The 19,745-nt window shown below is 70.7% G+C and carries 23 protein-coding genes and 1 pseudogene; 8 read left to right on the plus strand and 16 right to left on the minus strand.

Annotated features, from left to right (window positions below; genetic code table 11):
* Positions 1-37: 37 nt before the first annotated feature.
* Positions 38-769: a hypothetical protein gene (locus ABZ904_RS20625; protein WP_359401635.1), complete on the plus strand. Its 732-nt coding sequence runs from the start codon at positions 38-40 to the stop codon at positions 767-769.
* Positions 770-899: 130 nt separating this feature from the next.
* Here ABZ904_RS20625 and ABZ904_RS20630 read toward each other — a convergent pair whose 3' ends face one another.
* From ABZ904_RS20630 to ABZ904_RS20640, 3 genes are all read right to left on the minus strand, one after another.
* Positions 900-1,589 carry a GAF and ANTAR domain-containing protein gene (locus ABZ904_RS20630; RefSeq protein WP_359401632.1) on the minus strand — a complete coding sequence of 230 codons (690 nt, stop codon included), beginning with the start codon at positions 1,587-1,589 and terminating at the stop codon, positions 900-902.
* 234 nt (positions 1,590-1,823) lie between these two features.
* Positions 1,824-2,273: a DUF3618 domain-containing protein gene (locus ABZ904_RS20635; protein WP_361824910.1), complete on the minus strand. Its 450-nt coding sequence runs from the start codon at positions 2,271-2,273 to the stop codon at positions 1,824-1,826.
* Entirely contained in the window at positions 2,270-2,641 is a 372-nt protein-coding gene (locus ABZ904_RS20640) for a phage holin family protein (RefSeq protein WP_361824980.1), read from the minus strand. The genes ABZ904_RS20635 and ABZ904_RS20640 overlap by 4 nt, the downstream gene beginning before the upstream one ends.
* Before the next feature lie 603 nt (positions 2,642-3,244).
* Here ABZ904_RS20640 and ABZ904_RS20645 point away from each other — a divergent pair.
* From ABZ904_RS20645 to ABZ904_RS20655, 3 genes are all read left to right on the plus strand, one after another.
* A complete protein-coding gene (locus tag ABZ904_RS20645; RefSeq protein ID WP_361000713.1) occupies positions 3,245-3,712 on the plus strand; it encodes a hypothetical protein in 468 nt (155 codons plus the stop codon).
* A gap of 54 nt (positions 3,713-3,766) precedes the next feature.
* Complete coding sequence (locus ABZ904_RS20650) at positions 3,767-4,591, plus strand: LLM class F420-dependent oxidoreductase (RefSeq protein WP_361000710.1); 825 nt, start codon at positions 3,767-3,769, stop codon at positions 4,589-4,591.
* A 100-nt stretch (positions 4,592-4,691) separates the two neighbouring features.
* Positions 4,692-4,865 carry a CsbD family protein gene (locus tag ABZ904_RS20655; protein WP_359401620.1) on the plus strand — a complete coding sequence of 58 codons (174 nt, stop codon included), beginning with the start codon at positions 4,692-4,694 and terminating at the stop codon, positions 4,863-4,865.
* A 110-nt stretch (positions 4,866-4,975) separates the two neighbouring features.
* Here the strand turns inward: ABZ904_RS20655 and ABZ904_RS20660 are convergent, their stop codons facing one another.
* From ABZ904_RS20660 to ABZ904_RS20695, 8 genes are all read right to left on the minus strand, one after another.
* Positions 4,976-5,947: a hypothetical protein gene (locus ABZ904_RS20660; protein WP_361824913.1), complete on the minus strand. Its 972-nt coding sequence runs from the start codon at positions 5,945-5,947 to the stop codon at positions 4,976-4,978.
* 112 nt (positions 5,948-6,059) lie between these two features.
* Positions 6,060-6,266, minus strand: coding sequence for a DUF6417 family protein (locus tag ABZ904_RS20665; protein ID WP_359397719.1), 207 nt, complete (start codon positions 6,264-6,266; stop codon positions 6,060-6,062).
* Positions 6,267-6,490: 224 nt separating this feature from the next.
* The gene (locus tag ABZ904_RS20670) at positions 6,491-7,072 is read right to left on the minus strand and encodes a thioredoxin domain-containing protein (protein ID WP_361824915.1); all 582 of its coding nucleotides are present in this window, start codon (positions 7,070-7,072) and stop codon (positions 6,491-6,493) included.
* A 146-nt stretch (positions 7,073-7,218) separates the two neighbouring features.
* Complete coding sequence (locus ABZ904_RS20675) at positions 7,219-8,283, minus strand: lipoate--protein ligase family protein (RefSeq protein ID WP_359397715.1); 1,065 nt, start codon at positions 8,281-8,283, stop codon at positions 7,219-7,221.
* 244 nt (positions 8,284-8,527) lie between these two features.
* Positions 8,528-8,650 (minus strand): type B 50S ribosomal protein L36, encoded by a 123-nt coding sequence (gene ykgO, locus ABZ904_RS20680; RefSeq protein ID WP_359397712.1) that lies wholly within the window; start codon positions 8,648-8,650, stop codon positions 8,528-8,530.
* A 56-nt stretch (positions 8,651-8,706) separates the two neighbouring features.
* Complete coding sequence (locus ABZ904_RS20685) at positions 8,707-8,967, minus strand: type B 50S ribosomal protein L31 (protein ID WP_359397710.1); 261 nt, start codon at positions 8,965-8,967, stop codon at positions 8,707-8,709.
* Positions 8,968-9,013: 46 nt separating this feature from the next.
* Positions 9,014-9,178, minus strand: coding sequence for a 50S ribosomal protein L33 (gene rpmG, locus ABZ904_RS20690; protein ID WP_359397708.1), 165 nt, complete (start codon positions 9,176-9,178; stop codon positions 9,014-9,016).
* 320 nt (positions 9,179-9,498) lie between these two features.
* Entirely contained in the window at positions 9,499-10,554 is a 1,056-nt protein-coding gene (locus ABZ904_RS20695; protein ID WP_359397706.1) for an NAD(+)/NADH kinase, read from the minus strand.
* A gap of 167 nt (positions 10,555-10,721) precedes the next feature.
* Between ABZ904_RS20695 and ABZ904_RS20700 the strand changes: the two genes are divergently transcribed.
* Complete coding sequence (locus ABZ904_RS20700) at positions 10,722-10,988, plus strand: hypothetical protein (RefSeq protein ID WP_361824918.1); 267 nt, start codon at positions 10,722-10,724, stop codon at positions 10,986-10,988.
* Positions 10,989-11,004: 16 nt separating this feature from the next.
* Complete coding sequence (locus ABZ904_RS20705) at positions 11,005-11,424, plus strand: DUF6233 domain-containing protein (RefSeq protein ID WP_360998843.1); 420 nt, start codon at positions 11,005-11,007, stop codon at positions 11,422-11,424.
* Between the two features lie 79 nt (positions 11,425-11,503).
* On the opposite strand, the gene ABZ904_RS20710 is transcribed toward ABZ904_RS20705, so the two are convergent.
* From ABZ904_RS20710 to ABZ904_RS20720, 3 genes are all read right to left on the minus strand, one after another.
* Entirely contained in the window at positions 11,504-14,260 is a 2,757-nt protein-coding gene (locus ABZ904_RS20710; RefSeq protein WP_361824920.1) for a SpoIIE family protein phosphatase, read from the minus strand.
* A 162-nt stretch (positions 14,261-14,422) separates the two neighbouring features.
* Positions 14,423-14,833: a universal stress protein gene (locus ABZ904_RS20715; protein WP_359397729.1), complete on the minus strand. Its 411-nt coding sequence runs from the start codon at positions 14,831-14,833 to the stop codon at positions 14,423-14,425.
* Positions 14,834-15,545: 712 nt separating this feature from the next.
* Complete coding sequence (locus tag ABZ904_RS20720) at positions 15,546-16,259, minus strand: SDR family oxidoreductase (protein WP_359397696.1); 714 nt, start codon at positions 16,257-16,259, stop codon at positions 15,546-15,548.
* Positions 16,260-16,623: 364 nt separating this feature from the next.
* On the opposite strand from ABZ904_RS20720, the gene ABZ904_RS20725 reads away from it, so the two are divergent.
* Positions 16,624-16,980: a PRC-barrel domain-containing protein gene (locus ABZ904_RS20725; protein ID WP_359397694.1), complete on the plus strand. Its 357-nt coding sequence runs from the start codon at positions 16,624-16,626 to the stop codon at positions 16,978-16,980.
* Positions 16,981-17,405: 425 nt separating this feature from the next.
* On the opposite strand, the pseudogene ABZ904_RS20730 reads toward ABZ904_RS20725, so the two are convergent.
* Positions 17,406-18,029 (minus strand): annotated as a pseudogene (locus ABZ904_RS20730) (hypothetical protein); the annotation flags it as partial.
* A 368-nt stretch (positions 18,030-18,397) separates the two neighbouring features.
* On the opposite strand from ABZ904_RS20730, the gene ABZ904_RS20735 reads away from it, so the two are divergent.
* Complete coding sequence (locus tag ABZ904_RS20735) at positions 18,398-18,901, plus strand: universal stress protein (protein WP_361824922.1); 504 nt, start codon at positions 18,398-18,400, stop codon at positions 18,899-18,901.
* 235 nt (positions 18,902-19,136) lie between these two features.
* On the opposite strand, the gene ABZ904_RS20740 is transcribed toward ABZ904_RS20735, so the two are convergent.
* Positions 19,137-19,745, minus strand: a 609-nt coding sequence (locus ABZ904_RS20740; RefSeq protein WP_361824924.1) for a hypothetical protein, incomplete at its 5' end; no start/stop codon positions are given.

Consider the following 19,745-nt stretch of genomic DNA (forward strand, 5'->3'; position numbering starts at 1 on the left):
CGCCGCGCCCCCAGACGCCACACAAGGAAGTACGGCAATGAAATTGACGACGTACGCGCTCATCCCGGCGTTGCAAGACGCCCACGACGCCCACGCCGCGGTCATCGACAGATTCCGGACGGACATGCCGGTCACCCCCGTCGGTCCGCACCGCCAGGCCATGGAACACCACCTCGCCGACGCCCAGGTGTACTTGGCCCGTATCGACGACCACGTACGTGCCATCCGCCCCCGGCACCTGCTGTTCGACACCACCGCCGTGATCCGCACCCTCGTTGCGGGCGCCGTCCGCGCGGCGCGTGTGCCCCTGGAGGTCGGCGCTGTGATCGCCGATGGGGTGCTGTACGCGGGACGTCCGGCCACCGGGCACCGGCTGGTGAGGACCGTCGAGGGGGAATACGCGGTCGCCGCCCGGGCGCTCGCGGCCTGCCGGGTCGGCGAGAGCATCGCCGCCCTCACCGACGACGAGCGGGCCATGGACCTGCTCGGCGGGCTGCGCCACCTGGACGAGCGGATTCTGGAGACGCTGGAGAACAGTCTTGAGCAGCTGGCCCAGACCCTGGTCATGGCGGCCGCCGACGACAGCCTCTCGCTCCGGACAGGCGGTATGAAAACGCAGGGGGCGCAGCTGTCCGGAGTACGCAGCGGTCAGCTGTGGCAGGAGGACCGGACGGGTAGCAGGGCCGGCACCGGTCCGCAAGGGGTGGCCCCGGCCCCCTGGGCGGGATCGATGGACGACGTCAAGCACCGCATGGGGACCACCGGCTGACCGGAGGCCGCGTCCACGTGTGCGGCTCCGGCACGAGCGTGCACCCGCCGTCCTCCGGACCGGCGGACGACCGGGCACTTCCGGTGCGGACGGGCCGGCGGCGTCTGCCGGCCCTCCCGGCCACGTCGCTTCAGGTGAGGCTGCCCCGTTCGCAGATCCGGCGGGCGACCTCGCGGAGTTTGACGTTGTGCTCCTGTGAATACCGTCGGAGGACGTCGAAGGCATCTTCCTCCGTGAGGTGGTGGCTGCCCATGAGGATGCCCATCGCCTCACCGATGGTGTGGCGGGTGGCGAGGGCGGACTGGAGCTGTGCGTGCGTGCGGGCGCTGGAGAAGGCGACCGCCGCATGCGAGGCCAGCAACCAGCCCGCGGTCTCGCTGGCCTTGGTGAAGGCACCGGGCCGGCGGGAGTAGAGATTCAGCGCGCCCAGGTCCTCGTCCTCGGTGAACAGCAGGAAGCCCATCATGCTGCCCAGCCCCAACGCGCGGGCTCGTGGCCCGTATTGGGACCAGCGTGGCTGCTCGTCGGTGAAGTCGGCGATCCTGAACACCCGCTCCCCCGCAGCGGTCCGGGCGGCATCGAAACAAGGGCCTTCCCGCAGGCGCTCCTGCAGCCGGTCGCTCTCGCTGACGAGTCGGTGGGTCGGAGCCAGCGACTCCACCACGTCTCCGTGCAGGATGAGGATGCCCGCCGCATCACAGCCCTCCACCAGCTCGGTCGCCGAGCCGGTGATCCTCGCCAGCGTGGCGTCGACCGTTTCCTGCGCCAGCAGCTCGCGCGCCATGGAGGCCAGCTGCTCCGCGAAATCTCGCCAGTCCATACCTTCCTCCGTCTGGCCCCGGACCGGCAGGGCTCCCCTATCACCCTGGCACGGGTGGGCCCGCCCGTGCGACGCAAGACGGGACGACGGGCAGACGGGGACGCTCCGGGGACTGGCGGACGGCCGGGTGGGACGACCACGAGGGCGGAGTGTGGCCCGAGCGGGCCCTGCGCCTGCGACGCCTGGTCGACGAGGGCCGCGCCGCGCCCGGCCGGGGGACAGGAGAACCGCCGCTCAGCTCTTCCTGCGGCGGTACGCCCACCACACGACCGCGGCACCCGCGGCGGCCGACAGCACCACGGTACGGTTGCCGCGCACTGCCACCGCGCCTTCCGCCGCTTTCCGGCGTACCGGTTCGGGCGTCCGCTGCTCCAGGAGGTGCCCGGCCTGACCGGCCTTGACCCGGGCCTGGCCGGCGGCCTCGGACGCCTTGTCCTTCACCGTCGCGGGCACCTTCTCCTGCACCCGGTGGGCCGCCTCGGCGGCCTTGGTCCTCACTTCCTCGGCCTTGAGGCCCGCCTGCTCCCTGACCTCGGCCGCCTTCGCCCGGGCGCGTGCCTTCACATCGGTCTTGCCGACCAGCGCCGCGACCGTCCGGCCGAGTTCCTCCCGGGTACGCTCGACCTGCTTCGCCAACTCGTCCGGATTCGTAGCGGATTGCTCCTCGCGGGACATCTTGCTCATCGGTGTGCACTCTCCTTGATCTCGGCCACGTCGGCCTTGACGCTGTCGATGGTCTGTTCAGGGGCGGGGGGTGCGGCCCCGGTGAACTGTTTCCTGCCGGTCAGCGCCATGACCGAGGTGATCGCGCCCAACAACGCCGTCATGATCAGAGCGGCGGCCCACACGGGCAGCACCAGCGCCAACGCCGCGATCGCGGTGGCGACGAGGGCCTGCAGCGTGAGCATGCCGACCACGCCCGCGCCCCCGAAGAGCCCACCACCCCTGGCGTAGCGTCCGCCCTTCTCCTTCACCTCCGCCTGTGCCAGCTTCAGTTCGCCGCGCACAAGAGCCGTCAGCTGCTGCGAAGCCTGCTGCACCAGCTCGCTCACCGGCTCCGCGCCCGAGCCTCGAGCACCCTGGCCCGGCGGGGCGGAGTACGACTTCGCGTCCGACACGAACGATCCCCTCTCGTCTCGGTCTTGGCACAGGTGCCTCGCACCCGGCCGTCCGGTGAGGGCGCGGGTACCCCGATCGGGCCCGTTCAGCATCAGGCGTCGCTGACCGCGTTCCCTTGCGAACTCGTCCGCCGGTCGCCGCACTTGACAGCTGGGTCTCAGCGGATCCGGACCATGGACCGCGGCTGTGGGAGCCGGGCCGGTTCAGCAGGCCGCGCGGGCATCCCGCACATGCCCGCCCGCTTCCGCACCGGCGGCCACACGAGCGACCGGGCGGTCGTCGACACCGCCATCGAACCGGACTGTCCCGGCAGCGGGCGCCACGCTGCACATACGGCCGGCCGGGGCGGAGCGCCGCCTGTGCTCCGGGCCGATGTCCAGACCGGCCGCCCAGAGACACCCGGGTCAGCGGTTTTGCGGCGGGAACAGGGTGTTGCACCGTACAAGTGGTGTATCCCCTGACACAGTCGTAGCGTCGGGACAGAAAACAGCCCGGCGACGGCATATGGGTCCGAAGACAGGCGGCATGGAGCGGACATGCGCAGACACTCAGTCAGTACGACGGTCACCCTGTGTGCCGTCGCATCGCTCGCGGCGGCCATGGGGCCCGCGTCCGCCGCGCCCGTGGCGGCACCACCGAGCGTGCACACCGAGGCCCGGCAGCCGGAACAACCCGTACTGGTCGACTGTCTGTGGCAGCCGCAGGTGCACCCCGGCGACTTCATGATCGCGTGCGGCGACGGCAACAGCCGCCTCTCCTCGCTCCGCTGGTCGCAGTGGGGCCCGGACGCGGCTCTGGCCACGGGCATCAATCTGGTGAACGACTGCAAGCCGTACTGCGCGGCGGGCAAGTTCCACTCGTACCCGGTGGTCGTGCGGCTCGACCGCCCGGAGCCCTGGAAGAAGCACCCGCAGACGCAGCAGTTCACCCGGATGAGTCTCGTCTACACCGACGACAGGCCGGAGGGATTCGAACAAGCAGTGACGTATCCCCTGTGGAGCTGACCTGGAACTGGCCTTCCGGGCGACCGCCCTGTTCCGACCCCCGACGGAGTTGCCGTGAAATTCGGAATCGCGACCTTCATCACCGATCAGGGCATCCGCCCCGCCCCGCTGGGCAGGGCGCTGGAGGAGCGGCTGTTCGACTCACTGTTCATCGCCGAGCACTCCCACATCCCGGTGGACCGTCAGTCCCCCTACCCGGGCGGCGGTGAGCTGCCGCAGATCTACTACCGCACCCTCGACCCCTTCGTCGCCCTGAGCACGATCGCCGCGGTGACCGAGCGGCTGCTGCTGGCGACCGGTATCGCCCTGATCCCGCAGCGCGACCCGATCATGACGGCCAAGGAGGTGGCCTCGCTCGATCTGGTCTCGGACGGCCGTGCCGTCTTCGGCGTGGGCGTCGGCTGGAACCGTGAGGAGATGAGGAACCACGGTGCCGACCCCACGACCCGCGGCCGGCTCACCGACGAGCGACTGCGGGCCATCCGGGAGCTGTGGACCACGGACAAGGCGGAGTTCCACGGCGAGTTCGTGAACTTCGACCCCGTCTTCTCCTGGCCCAAACCCGTGCAGCAACCGCACCCTCCGATCTACGTCGGTGGCGGCGAGGGCGCCTTCCCACGCGTGGTGCAGCTGGGTGACGCATGGCTGGCCAACAGTGTCCCGCCGGACAAGCTCGGCCCTCAGATCGAGCGGCTGCGTTCGCTTGCCGGCCGCGATGTGCCGGTGACGGTGTACGCGATTCCCGACGACCCCGAGCAGATCGAGGGCTACATCGCGCTGGGCGTCGAGCGGCTGCTGTTCTATCTGCCGACGACGCCCGAGCGCGAGACGCTGGAGAAGCTCGATCAGCTCGCCGAGGTCGCGGCCCGCTACTCCTGAGGTCCTGTTTCTCTTCTGGCCGAAACCCACGTTTATCCACCGCGCCAGGGATCACTCGCTGCGGTGACACCGAAGTCAGACACGACTGGAGTGAGCAACGGTGGCTGGAGACCAGAAGGCCAAGGGCAAGATGGAGCAGGCCAAGGGCAAGACCAAGCAGACGGTCGGCCGTACCGTCGGCAACGAGAAGATGGCCGCCGAAGGCCGTGCCGAGAAGGCGAAGGGCGCCGCGCGTCAGGCGAAGGAGAAGACCAAGGACGTCTTCAAGGACTGACGAGCGCGACACCCGCGGCGGGGCCACCGTTCGGCCGAACGGTGGCCTCGCCGCTCATCGATACGACCCGGGCCCTCAGGAGACGTGACGGAAGATGCTGGCAGGGCCGATCACGTCGGGGCCGAACTTCGCACGGATGCGGTCGCTGACCTCCTCGGCGACCAGCCGGGCCTCCCAGGCCCGGTCCAGACTGACCTGCTGGGCGACCTGCCGGCGTCCACCAGATCCTCGCCCCTCAGCACGATTCCCGTCAGCCGACCGCGTTGCAGGCCCGCGGCGTCCATCAGCCGGTAGGCCAGGGCACGCAGGTCGTCGTCATGCGCGAAAGCCTCCGGGAGACGGCGGGTCTTGTCCCAGCGGGCGCCGCCCGCGAACCGCAGCGTGAGTGTCAGGCCCCGGGCGGCCTGGCCGCGGCGGCGCAGCAGATGCCCGAGCCGTACGACCAGTTCCAGCAGCGCCGCGCGCACGTCGGCGCCGTCGAGGGTGTGCCGGGCGAAGGTGCGGCTCACCACGGCGGAGACGGGAAGCTCACGGGGCACCACCGGCCGGGGGTCGATGCCCCGGGCCCGGTCCGCGGCAAGGCGGCCGCCCTTTCCGCCCAGCAGCCGTTGCACCGTGGCCGGCGGCACGGCGGCGAGCAGTCCCACGCAGTGGATGCCGGCGTCCCGCAGCACCTTCGCCTCGCGGGGGGCGATGCCGTGCAGGGCTTCCACGGGCAGCGGTCCCAGCCACTCGGTGACATCGGCGGGGCCGACGGCAAGGACACCGCCGGGCGGGCCGATCAGGCCGGAGGCGGTGGCTGCCACGGTGATCGAGGGGCCGATCCCGACGCGTACGTCCACACCGAGACGGGAGATCGTGCGAACCCTCAGCACCTCCCCCAGCCTGCGGGCACCGGCGCCGTGATAGCGCAGCGCCCCCTTCAGCTCCACGAGCGCGGCGGACGGCGGCAGGGCCTGAACGACCGGGGAGAGTTCCGCGAGTTGCTCCAGCACCTGCCGGTAGGTCTCCTGCGGCAGGCGGTCGGGGCATCGCACATGCATCACCGTGGACACCTCGCGTGCCTTCCCCTCCACGGTCATCGCACCCACCTCCTGCCCCACCATATCGAACGAAAATTCGAACATGCGAGGGCGTCAGGCCGCGGACCTGGCGACATACCCGGTGGACCCAGTGACCTGCCGACGACGGCGGTCAGTTCTCCGACGGGATCCGGGCCGCGATCTCCCGTGCCAGCCGGTCCGCCCCTGCGGACATCGGCTCGCCCTCCGCGGCCACCGTCACCAGGATCCCCAGGAGGTCGTGCGCCTCCTCCAGGCTCAGCAGAGCCAGTGACTGCGTCGTGTGCTCGACCGGAGCGAACTCGAGGCCGTCGACATCGATGTGCTCGTACTCGTCCATGACCTGGGCAACGTACCCGGCCTGCCGCCTGCCACACGCGAGCGGCGCCGGCCGGGCATCGCCGAGACGGGCCGGAAGCCGTTGGCTCAGCGCCTGTCGCCGCGGCACAGAGGCCCCTGGGAACCGCTCTTATGGCGGACACCCGTCCGGGCAAGCCGCGGAGGCGAGCCGCCCCATCCGCGTATCCTCGGTGCGCATCCCACCCAGGACGAAGCCGCGCGCGGTCACACCGTATGGCTCAGCGCACTCTCCACCGCGGTCGTGATCGGGCCCGGATGCGGCGGGACGGCGGTACCGTCCACCCGGACCGTCGGCGTGCCCCGCATGCCCTGTTCGAAAGCCCGCTCGGTCACGTACGGCGGCCAGTCGAGATGGCCGCCGGCGTGCACGCAGGCCGCGAAGGAGCCGGTCAGCCCCGCCTCCGCGCCCAGCGCGACCAGGTCGCTCTCGGGGAGCCCGGGACCACCCTCCGGCGGCTCGGCGGCGAAGAGCCGGTAGTGGTACTCGAGGAACCTGCCGCCGTCGGCCGCGCAGCCGGAGGCCGCCGAGGCCCGGGTGGAATAGCGGTCGGTCGACATCGCGTCGAGAATCGCCACCGGGTGGTACACAGCGGTGATCCGGCCGTCCGAGACCAGAGCGTCCACCACCGGGCCCGACGTCTCGGCGAACATACGGCAGCAGTACGGGCACTGGAAGTCGACGTACACATCGACCACGACCGGCCCGCCGCCGACGACCACACCGTCGCCGTGCTCGTTGGTGAACGCGGGGAACTCGGCCGGCTTGAGCCCTTCTGGTCCATCCATGGGGTCCTCCTCGAGCCTGTGGGCCGCCGGCGCCGCATCAGGCCGATGCCGCCCCGCGGCACACTGCTCGCACGGGTACCCCCTTCTTCACCTCTGTCGCGCCCGGCAGTGCACGACCCGACCCGGCGAACGCCTGCCCGGAGTCGTCAGGGCACGCGCGCAGTCCACTCGGGCGAAGAGAACTTCGTGACGGCGAGTTCCTCGGCACGCTCGAGTTCCTCCCCGGTGAGCCGGCCGTCGCTGAGGCCGTAGCGCATCCGGAAGGAACGGATCATCCGGTCGATGACAGCTTCCCGGGACAGTCCCGTCTGCCGTCTCAACGGGTCAACGCGCTTCTTGGCGCTGCCCGTTCCCTTGTCGGACAGTTTCTCCCGGCCGATCCGCAGGACCTCGAGCATCTTGTCGGCGTCGATGTCGTAGGACATCGTCACGTGGTGGAGGACCGCGCCTGGACCGCCTTCAGGGCCGACCGCCCGCTTCTGCGCGGCTCCCGCGATCTTGCCGGCCTCCGTCGCGATGTCGTTGAGGGGCTGGTACCAGGCCTTGATGCCCATGTCGTCGAGGGCGCCCAACACCCAGTCGTCGAGGTAGGCGTAGGAGTCGGCGAAGGAGAGCCCGTTCACCAGGGAGGCGGGGACGGAGAGCGAGTACGTGATGGTGTTCCCGGGTTCCACGAACATGGCCCCGCCACCCGAGATGCGCCGCACCACGGTCATCCCGTGGCGTCGGACGGCTTCGGGGTCGACCTCGTTCTTCAGCGACTGGAAGCTGCCGATGACCACGGCCGGTGCACCCCACTCCCAGACCCGCAGCGTGGGCGGACGGCGGCCGGCGGCGACCTCCGCGGTGAGGACTTCGTCGAGCGCCATGTGCAGGGCGGGCGGCTGGGGGCCTTCGTGGATGAGCTGCCAGTCGTAGTCGGTCCAGTCCGTCGCCTGGGCGACGGCGCGGCGGACCGCGACGGCGACGCCTTCCGGGGTCAGGCCGTACATGACGGTCCCCTCGGGAAGTCCTGCCTCGACGCGTCTGGCCAGCTCGGCGGCCTCCGTGGCGACGGGCGCCCCTTCGAGAGCCCGGTTCACGGCGAGCAGTGCCTCGTCCGGTTCGAGGAAGAAGTCTCCGGCGACGCGGACATTGCGCAGTACGCCGTCGTCGTCGTCGAGATCGACGACGACCAGCTTTCCTCCGGGCACCTTGTATTCGCCGTGCATACCGATCCACCTTGATCATTCGTGTGACGTCGTCACGGTAACGCCCACCCCCTGCCTGCTGTTCCGCCGTGCGCGCCGGTTGCGTGGCTCATGTCCGCGACGGCGCACGGGCGCCGAACGCGTCCGCCCCGGCCGGTGGTCGACCGGCCGGGGCGGAGCAGCAGGTGGGGATCGGCGCCGGGTGGGTGCCGGCGCGGCGCAGGACGCCGTGCGGCTCAGGACCGCAGCGGTGGCCCTGAGGTCGTCAGCCTTGGCGCGCCTTGAACCGGGGGTTCTTCTTGTTCACGACGAACGTCACGCCGCGGCGGCGCACCACCTGGGCCCCCGGCTTGGACTTCAGAGCTCGCAACGAGTTGCGGACCTTCATGACTGTCTTCTCCTCTCACACGGCCGACCGGCCGTCGTCCGGCCGTCCGGCGTTGGTCAGCTCCGGGCCGAGGCCGCGCGGCCGTAGCGGCGCTCGAAGCGCTCCACGCGGCCCGCGGTGTCCACGACCCGCGAGGTGCCGGTGTAGAACGGATGGCTCGCCGACGAGATCTCGACGTCGACCACCGGGTAGGTGTTGCCGTCCTCCCACTCGATCGTGCGGGTGGACAGCGCGGTCGAACGGGTCAAGAAGGCGAAGTCCGCCGCGCGGTCGCGGAAGACGACCGGGCGGGAGACGGGGTGGATGCCAGGCCTCATGGGGTTTCCCTCCTCATGGCCGTCCGCCGGGTGGCGGAGGCGTGGTTCAGCGTTCCTCGCGGAAGGGGACGTGCTTGCCGACCACCGGGTCGTACTTGCGCAGTACGAGCCGGTCGGGGTCGTTGAGTCGGTTCTTGCGCGTCACATAGGTGACGCCGGTGCCGGCCGTCGACTTCAGCCTGACGACGGGGCGCGCCGTGGTGCGTGCCATGAGGTCCTCCTTTCGCCGACACCCCGCGGGTTTTGACCCGCGCATGTCAGTCATGTGATGCAACAACGGATCCCGTCACCGCATTCCCGAAGCGTCCTTGCGGACCCACTCGCGCGATCCCGGCCGGAGACCGGCCGGGGTCGCACCACGAGCGGTGTGGTCGTGAAGGGCGGTCGCCTACGCGGCGAAAGGCTCCATGAGGCTTCAGCCGAACGATCGTCCTCATGGGCAATGGATGAGGCCCGGGGACTCTGTCCCCTCACCACCACGCCCCTTCCAACCAGAGGGCCTTCGGGAACATTCCCGCCCTGACCGCGATGTCACGGCGCCGGCGGCAACTGGTAGTGGCGCAGGTCGTCGGGTACCGGGCTCGCGGGCCGGAACATCGGGGCCGCCTCACCGTCCGCGGCCGTCGCGGGCGCGTCGGTGAGCCTCATACGCTCCCGCAGCCGCCCGTAGAAGTTGGCCGGAGTGAGCCTGACCAGGCGCAGCGGACGCGGTGCCGCGATCACCCCGATCCAGTCGCGGGGTTCCAGGATGCCCCGGGGCTGCCCGTCGACGCTGACCGCGGCGCGGCCCGAATGGGGCAGCACACGGAGGGCGACCGGCTCGTCCGCGTTGGCGATCACGGTCCGGTTGAACGCCATGTGCGGCGCGACCGGGGTGAAGACGACCGCCCGCATCCTGGGGGACAGCACCGGCCCCCCTGCGGCGAAGCTGTAGGCGGTCGAGCCGGTCGGAGTGGCGAGGATGACCCCGTCGGCCGAGTAGGAGGCGAGCAGGCGGCCGGCGAAGTACACACCCACGCTCACCTGGTGGTCGCGGGCCAGCTTCTCCACGACGATGTCGTTCAGTGCCGTGACGTCCAGCGCGATCCCCCACGGGTCGTCCTCGGCCGGACCCGTCTGCGGTTGCGGGGGCGGCAGTGCGGGTCCCCTCCCGTAGCACAGGACCTCCTCGACCTGGCTCGGCATCTCCAGCAGCCTGGAGGCGCGCATCGTGAGCGTCATGCGTTCCTCGCACTCGGACTTCCCCGCGTGCACGGCATCCAGCGCCCGTTCCACGTCGCCGACCGGGGTCTCGGTCAGGAAACCGACCTTGCCCACGTCGACACCGAGGACCCTGATGTCCTTCTGAGCCGCGATGCGCGCCCCCCGCAGGAACGTGCCGTCGCCGCCGAGGGTCACGATGAGATCGGGGCTGCCCGCCGCCTGCACCTCCTCACTGGGGCTGTGGCGGCTTCCATGGCCGTGCCAGACGTCGATGTCGACGCAGCCGATGCCGTGCCGCGCACACCAGTCGCGCACGATCCGGGCTCCGGCCACCGCTTCCGCACGGCCGCCATGCACGACGAGTCCCACCCGGCCGATCGGCATGTCATCACCCAGCCCGCAGTCGCGTGTGCAGTGCTGTTAGCCATCGTCACAGCTACGGAAGCCGCGTGCCACGGGGACCGGGAGAGCGCGGTACGGACGGGCACCGGCCGCGCGGTCGCGGGGTGTTCCGGTGGAACAAAAAATCGAACACATGATTGAATCCGGCCATGCGGCACGCTCTCCCCGACGACCTCTTCCAGGCCCAGCAGGACTGGAGCACCACATACCGGCAACTCGCCGAACAGCCGGGCCGGACAGAGTTGCGACGGCGTCTGTACCGGCTGTCCACGGCAGTGTTCTTCCATGTCCACTGGCAGGGGCGGAGGCCTGCCGCCTGGATGACGTCGCTGAGTCTCGGCAAGGAGCAGGACCTCGGGGAGGGAGACCTCGGGCGCGGAGCGGCGGCGAGCGGGAGGCGAGGGGGCCCGTCCTGAGGGGTCAGTGCGCTCCATGGCCGAGCTACCCCCCGACCCGGCGCGTCTTCGAGCCATCCTGGCGTTCCTGGAAGAGCGGGTGACCGAGAACGAGACGGTCGGTATCTATCTGCGGCTCCAACGCGACGCCGTACGCGAGGCCCTCGCCCGCGCCGAGGGACTCGAGCCGACGGGACCGCGCGCCCGCAGAGGGCGTTCCACGCTGCCCGCCCCGGCCTCCTCAGGCCGTACGACGGGGGCGCCCGGCTTCACCGTCGAGCGGCGGAAGAGGGCCATGGGCCCCGAGCCCGCGCGCATCCACACCGACGACTGCACGACTGGCGGCACCCAGCACCCCGTCGGCGCCGAGGAGGCCCGTGCCGCACTGGTGGATCCGATGGTGGAGGCCTGCCCGTTCTGCCGTCCGGACGCGGCGCTCGGTATGGATCTCGACTGAGTACGGCGCAAGTCGGGCGCCGGCTTCCTCGTGGTCACGGGCCCTGGGTCCGGCCCGCGTGCGGCGCCACACGTGCGGCTCACGCCGGGGTCTCGAACCCCTCGAAGCCTTCTTCCGAAGCGGCGATATCGACATCGGCCCAGGTCAGCCCGAACTCCCCGGTGGCCTCCGGCAGCGTCAGCTCGGCCCAGATCACCTTGCCCTGAGGCGTGTAGCGCGTCCCCCAGCGCTCCGCCATCTGCGACACCAGGAACAGGCCCCGGCCGCCTTCGTCCGTCGTGGCCGCGTACCGCAGATGCGGCGAGGTGCTGCTCCCGTCGGCGACTTCGCAGATCAGCGTGCGGTCGCGGATCAGCCGGACACTGATCGGCTCGGAGCCGTAGCGGATGGCGTTGGTGATGAGTTCGCTCAGGACGAGTTCCATGCCGAAGCCGAGCTCGGACAGGCCCCACTCCGCGAGTTTCTCGGACACCGCCACGCGCATGCCGGAGACGGCGGCCGGATCGCGCGGCACTTCCCAGTCGGCGACGCAGTCGGGCGGCAGCACCTGGGTACGGGCGACGAGCAGGGCCACATCGTCCTTGGGCCGTGCGGTCAGCATCTCGTCCAGTACGGCCTGGCAGGTCTCCTCCGGCGGCCGGTCGGGATGGCCCGCCAGCGCATCGCGCAGCAGTTCCATGCCCACGTCGAGGTCCCGGGTGCGGTCCTCGATGAGGCCGTCGGTGTAGAGGACGAGCTGGGTGCCCTCCTTGAGCTCCATTTCGGCGGTCTGGAACGGCATGCCGCCGAGGCCGAGCGGTGGCCCGGCCGGCAGGTCGGGGAACGTGACGCTCCCGCCGGGGTGAACCAGGGCGGGCGCCGGATGCCCCGCCCGTGCCATGGCACACCGCCGCGTCACGGGGTCGTATATCGCGTACAGGCAGGAGGCACCCACCACCCCCGAGGCCTCCGCATCCGACTCGTCCTGGTCGATACGGCCGACCAGGTCGTCCAGATGGCTCAGCAGCTCGTCCGGCGGCAGGTCCAGCGTGGAGAAGTTGTGCACCGCGGTCCGCAGCCGCCCCATCGTGGCGGCGGCGTGGAGGCCGTGGCCGACCACGTCACCGACGGACAGCGCCACCCGGGTCCCCGGCAGGGGGATCACGTCGAACCAGTCTCCGCTGACGCCCGACTGCGCCGGCAGATAGCGGTAACCGACCTCGAGCGCGCTCTGCTCGGGCAGGGCCCGCGGCAGCAGGCTGCGCTGGAGGGTGACCGCCAGGGCGTGCTCGCGGGTGTACCTGCGGGCGTTGTCGATACTGACCGCCGCACGGGCCACCAGCTCCTCCGCCAGCGACAGCTCCTCCTCGTCGAAGGGCTCATGACGCTTGGAGCGCCAGAAGTTGGCCATGCCCAGCACCGCGCCCCGGGCCTGGATCGGGGCGGTGATCAGCGAATGGATGCCGTACTCGATGACCGCCTTGGTGCGCTCGGGGTCCTGCGCATGCCAGCCGGTGGCGGTGGACAGATCGGTCACGAGCTCGGAACAGCCGGTGCCGTAGCCGCGCGCCTGGGGCGTGGAGGGCAGGAAGTCGATCAGGCGGCCCTTTTCGTACAGCGGGTGGTCGTCCCGGACGCCGCGCACAGCGATGCGCCTCATGTCCGTCGCCGTGGTCGCGGGCTCCTCGCCGTGCAGTACGGCGTCGGCGATGTCCACAGTGACGAAGTCGGCGAAGCGGGGCACGGCGACCTGCGCCAGTTCGTCGGCCGTGCGGGTCACGTCGAGGGTGGTGCCGACACCCAGTCCCGCGTCGTACAGCAGCTTGAGCCGCTCACGGGCGACCTCGGCCCTGCCGGACACCGCCTGCAGTTCGGTGGAGTCGCGCAGCGTCACCACTGTTCCCTTGGGCCCTCCGCCGCGGTCCGTGGGCCGCTGGTTGACCGCCAGCAGCCGCTCCCCGGCGAGGTGCACCTCGTCGGTCGCCACCCGACCGGAGATGAGCAACGCGACCGTCTCGGGATCCAGCATCGACAGATCCGACACGTGCCGTCCCTCGACGTCCGGGGGCAGTTCGAGGAGCCGCCGGGCCTCGTCGTTGGCGAGCAGCAGCAGCCCGTCCTCCCCGACGATGAGCACCCCTTCACGGACGGAGTGCAGCACCGCGTCGTGGTGGTCGTACATACGGGTCATCTCGGCCGGCGCCAGGCTGTGGGTCTGCCTGCGCAGCCGCTTGCCGACGAGGGCCGTCACGCCGGTGGACACCACGAGCGCACCCGCGCCGGCGCCCAGGATGATCGGTAGCTGCCGGTACACCTGACCGGCCACGTTCTTGACCTTGAGCCCGGCGGAGACGAGGGCCACCACCTTGCCGTGGGTGTTCTTGACCGGGACGGTGGCCTGCACCTCCTCGCCCAGCGGACCGTGGACGCTCTCCGTGTAGACCTTGCCGGCCAGCGACGGGCCGATCGTGCCGACGAAGCGCTTTCCGATGCGGCTCGGGATGGGATGGGTGTAGCGGATGCCCTTGGTGTCCATCACCACGATGAAGTCGACGCCCGCGGTCTTGCGCCCCGCCTCGGTGATCGGCTGGAGCACTTTCGACGGGTCGGGGGTCTGCAGCGCCTGCAGGATGCCGGGGGAATGCGCGAAGGTCTGGGCGACGGCGATGGAGCGGCGCTTGGCCTCGGCACCGGTGTCGCGCTCCGACTGCAGCACCAGGGCGAAAACGGCGCATGCCACCAGCAGCACCACCAGCGCCACCTGCAGCACGAACACCTGCCCGGCGACGCTCCGAGGACTCCTGCCGGCCAGCGAACGCAACGTTATGCGTCTAAACCGGGCGAGATGGTTCGCCATGGAACATTTCTAACACTCGCGATTCCCCGGTGGCCATGACCTGGCATGACGAGGCGCCTCCGGCTGCCCGCCCTCTTTGTCATGTGTCATACCGGAACCTTTCCCTTGTAACCAGGAAAGCACGGACAGCAGCACCCTCACCGCCGCGGCCCGCTCGGCAGGTCAGGGCACCACCGTGACCGGCCATCGGGCCGCCTTGACCAGGCGGACCGCGAGCGAACCGATGAACCGGTGTCCCGCCTGCTCCGAGGCACCGACCACCACGGCGTCGGCGCGCAGGTCGTCAGCGGTCCTCACGAGGCCGGCGAAGGCGTCCCCGCGCAAGGTGTGGAACTCCCAGCGCACACGGAAGACGTCACCCAGCTTCTCGGAATACCTTCGGGCGTGCTCAACGATCTCCTCGGCGATCTCAGCGGTCGCCTCCGTCATGGCCACCATGGCGCCCGGGGAGGGTGAGGTGACGATCGGCTGCACATACACGAGCGCCAGCAGCGCTCCTTGGCGACGCGCGAGACCCGCGGCGTAGGAGGCGGCGCGCCAGGAGGAGTCCGAGCCGTCGACGCCGGCCACTATGACCTTGGGGCCGTCCGTGCCGAGCTCGAAGACGTTCTCCTCCCCCTCGGCCCGGCGGAACGACCGATCGCCTTCGCCGGGGCCGGGTGCACCCTCGGGCACTCCGGGCCCGCCGTGCTCGTCCTGCGTCACACTCCGAGGGTAACCGCGCCGCACCTCTGGGCGGATCCGCCCCATACGCCGGTTCACGACGGCGACCGGAGCGGCCGCCGTCCTTCCCGGAAGCGGGCCGAGGACGGTCCGGCGTCCGTCCTGCGCGGCGCACCTCACCCGTTCGAATCCCGCCCTGCGGGACGGACGCGTCGCTCCCAGTGCAGGGACTTCGGCGTCCACGCAGTCTTGAGGTGCCGCAGCCCGTGATCCACGGGAGGAACGATGATCGTGTCAATGGTGTCGATGCCGGAGGGAATCGTCACTCGGGCCGACGTGACCGAGGCCCGTGCGCAACTCGTGGCGGCACAGTTCCTCCTCGTGGACGTCGAGTCGCCCGAGGAGGCCTCGCCCGGGGACCGGCCGGTCGCCCACCATCTGGGGCTGGAGGCCGAAATCCGCCGAAGCTGCGCGCGGAGGACAACGGAAGCGATGCCCGGTGAGCCCGTGCACGGTCGGGGCACCGTCAATCCGGCCGCGCGCCCGGGACTTCGCGAGCGGACCGCCCGGGACTTCGCGAGCGGACCGCCCGGGCGCCGCGAACGGCGCCCGGGTGCGGGGTTCAGTGACCGGCGCTCTGGCCGCCGTCCACGTGGAGGATCTCGCCGGTGACGAACGGGGCGTTCTCCAGGTAGACGACCGCGTCGGCGACATCGCTCACCTCGCCTATCCGGCCGACCGGATGCAGGGAGGCGAGTGTGCTGTGGTACTCCTCGGCGTGCATGGGCGTCTTGATGATGCCGAGCGCGACGGCGTTGCTGCGGACACCCTGCGTCGCGTACTCGATGGCCAGGGCCTTGGTCGCGGACTGCAGGCCGCCCTTGGTGAGCGACGCCAGCGCCGAGGGAACCGCCGACAGGGCGTGGTCGACCAGGCTGGTGGTGATCTGCACGACGTGCCCGCCGCCCTGGCGGACCATCTGCTCGACCGCGAGCTGGGTGATACGGAAGAAACCGCTCAGGTTGATCCCGATGACCGCGTCGTAGTCCTCCTGCGTGTACTCGGTGAACGGCTTGGCGACGAAGATGCCGGCATTGTTGACCAGGGTGTCGATCCGGCCGAACCGCTCGAGTCCGGCGGCGATGACGCGTTCGGCGGTGGCGGCGTCGGCGATGTCGCCCTGGACGGTGATGACGTCCGGATCCTGCGAGGGGGCGATGCCGCGGGAGGTCGCGACGACGGCGTAGCCGAGCTTGCGGTAGGCGTCGACGAGTCCGGCGCCGATGCCCTGCGACGCGCCGGTGATGACCGCGACCTTCTGGCCGGTGGTGCTCATGAGTGTCCCTTTCGATCGATGGCCGGCCACCCGTTCGCGCCGGCCGTTCCGAAGGTAGACGACCGGTCGACAAAATTCCAGCCGGCGCTGATCGCGGCTCGGCCTCGCGGAATACCTGTGACCTGGAGTGAGAGGCTGCGGCTCACACCAACAAGGGAGCGGGCCGCAGTCCGCAGCCGGCGCCGAGCGGGGTCCGGACAGGCCGCCGGGCCCCCGGAGCGGACCTGCGGAGTCGGAGAAAGGCCAGGTCAAACGCGCGTTGACAGGCAGGCCGGGGTAGGGTGAAGAAGTCGGGAGTCCTCGCGCAGGTGATTCCTGCGCCGGTGTGGGCCGGCGGGAGGCTGCAGGCCCCTAGGAGGCGGGCATGATCCATTCAGCCGACATCCGCGAGTGGCGCAACCGCGATGTGATCGACCCCAAGGGGCACAAGATAGGGGCCCTGGAAGCGGTGTACGTCGACACGAAGACCGACGCGCCGGCCATGGCCACCGTGCGCACCGGGATGCCGACCCGGCAGCGGCTCGTCTTCGTCCCCCTCGACGAGGCCACCCTCGGACCTGGGTACATCAAGGTGGCGCACGCCCGAGGAGAGGTGAAGAAGGCGCCGTCGATGGGCACGGACGACATCCTGCCGGTCGAGCGCGAAGAAGAGATCTTCAAGCACTACCACAGGAGCTACGAGCCCGGCGCCCACCACGGTCGTCGGCTCGCGCGCCGTTGACCAGCGCATCCGCCGACCTGGCCGTACGCCGGCCGGTCCGCAGGTCAGAGCGGGCCGCTGACCCGACGAGGACCGGGGGATGCCGGAGGATGTGTCCACCCATGGCGCTGTTCCTGCTCCTGATCCTCGTCGCGATCGCCCTCGGCCTCGTCGGCGTGGTGGCCGAGGGCCTGACCCACCTTCTGGCCATCGGTGTCCTGATCCTCGCGGCCGACCTGATTCTGCTCGGCTGGCGCTGGTCCCGGCACTCGCATCGGCGCCCGGTCCGGTGACGAGGGCCCGCGTATGACCGGGGAAGCAGACGCGGGTGGTCCGGAGCGCGCGGGCGGAACCGGCACGGGAATCCCCGGCCGCGCGTGGCCGGGCCGGCGGGAGAGGCCGATCACCAGGGCGGCCCACCACCACCGCACCGCGTTCCTGTGTCCGTGCAGCAGACCGAGGACCATCGCGGCGCCCACCGCTATCAGGTGCTCGCGGCCCGCGAGGTTGGGCACGGCGATCGACTCCCAGACCATCGAGCCACCGGTGAGGGTGAACACCACGGGCGCTCGCCGGATGACGGCGAGGTAGGTGAACAGGCCCACGACCGCGGCGGACGGCCCGGTGTCGAGTACCTTCCCTATCTCGGGCGGCAGACCAAGACCCCACCAGCCCGGCCCGAGCGCGAGCATCACCCGCACCGTGAGCGTGCCGGCCAGTGTCGTTGCGTAGGCCACGGCCAGCGTCCGGGCCCGGCCCAGGGACAGTTCGGCCAGCGCGAAGGCGAGGAACAACTGGGTGATGCCCGCCCACACCGGCAGGTCGAGGGCCGGAACGTACAGGGACACCGGGGTGCGCAGCAGGGCCAGCCACAGCGGCAGGTCGGCGGTGACGCCGCCCATCAGCCGCACGGCCACCGCACCCGTCGGCCGCTGGGCGAGCGCATGGAAGAAGATCACGCCACAGGTGGCCACGAAGGCCAGGGAGAGACCGGCCAACCCCCGCCGCAGAAGCCGCCGCACCGGATCGACGACGATGCCGTGCCACTCGCCGAGCAGTGTGCGTGCGATGAACCGTGCCGCCCGGACGAATGCGGCACCCCGTTGCTCCGGTCCGCCTTCGCCCGGTATAGAGGGCAGTCCATCGCCGACGGGTCCGCCGTCCCGGGCAGGACTGTGCTGCCTCTCCACGCGTGAACGCAAGTTCCCCCCAACGCCCATAGAACACACAATCGTGTGGATCGGAATCTAACCCCCGACCGGGCTGGTCACGCCTGGCGCACCGAAGAAAAGAGCCGGCCGGTCAACCCGGGCGGTACGAAACGGCGTTCTCGCCCGGACGCCATCCGAAGCGGCCGCGCTTCTTGCCTTCGCCCCCGCGTCGTGGGAGATGCTGCATCCGATCGGCATCTGACCCCAGCGGAACGCCGGAGCCGCCCATGAGCGCCCTCGTCTGGATCACCGAAGGCACCTGGCCCGCCTGCGTGGACGCCGCGCTCAGCCGCGTCGTCCCCGGGGAGGAGATCACGCTGCTGTACGTCTTCGACGACACCGTCGCCGAGACGGCGCACGGCGCGTTCGCCGGACTCCTCGGGCGCGGTCACCCCGAACGCGACCCGGGGCACCGCATCGAGGCACTGTCCGACTCCGCCGCGGCCCGGCTCCTGGACAGCGCCGAACAGCGACTGGGCCGCCCCGCCCAACGGGTCCTCACCCACGGACGCACGGAACGGAAGGTTGTCGAGGCGGCCACCGGGGCCGACGTCCTCATCTGCGCGCGTGACGGTGACCGCTCCCGGCTCGGGCCCCGCAGTCTCGGCCCCGCCACCCGCTTCGTGGTCGACCACGCCCCATGCCCGGTCCTCCTCGTCTGGCCGGGCGAGGCCCCACCGACCGAACTGCCCCCGCCTCCCCCGCCACCAGGGCCGCACCACCGCCACTGAGGCGTGTCCCCCGGCGTTCCCCGAAGACGGGACGCGACGGTGGTTCAACGATCGCTCCCCGCGATCCCCGCGCCGGTCGAGTCACTGAGCCGCTTCGCCACGCTGGTGGCCCACCCCCGTCCGGCGAAGGCCTAGTGTGAAGCCCGGGCACGCCGGTCAGGGGTACCCAGACCGGAACCCCGGCCCGATTCCGGCGGGCCGGGGTTCTCGTTCTCACCGTCAGGCGGGCGGCCGGTTACTCGCCGTCGTAGTCGTAGTCGTAGTCGCGGTGGTGGCCGTAGTACTCACGGACCACGCGGAAGCTGCCCACGACGCCGTCCTCGACCTGGACACCGCCCTTGACCTGACGGGGGAAGAGCCCGTTGCTGGAGCTATGGGGACCGACCGTCGCGAGCGGGGCGCCGTTGTCGCAGGTGGCGCCGTTGAACACCTCCACGGTCCTCCAGCTGTCGTTGCGGACGTTCAGGCTGTCGGCTCCGAGGCCGCTGACCACGGTGATGCAGCCGTCGGGGACGGCAGGGTAGTCGCGCTCGTTGATGTGGATCCTGTTCCAGCCGTAGTCGTCGTCGTAACCCCGGTCACCGCGGTCACCGTAGTCGTCGCCATGGTCTCCGCGGTATCCGCGGTCGCCCCCGTTGTCCTGGCCCCCGTTGCCGTTCCCGTAACCGTTGCCGTTCCCGTTGCCGTTGCCGTTGCCGCTGCCGTTCCCGTAACCGTTGCCGTTGCCGTTCCCGTAACCGTTGCCGTTGCCGTTCCCGTTCCCGTTCCCGTTCCCGTTCCCGTTCCCGTTCCCGTTCCCGTTCCCGTTCCCGTTCCCGTTCCCGTTCCCGTTCCCGTTCCCGTT

The organism is Streptomyces sp. NPDC046900 (assembly GCF_040644975.1).
Lineage (GTDB): Bacteria > Actinomycetota > Actinomycetes > Streptomycetales > Streptomycetaceae > Streptomyces.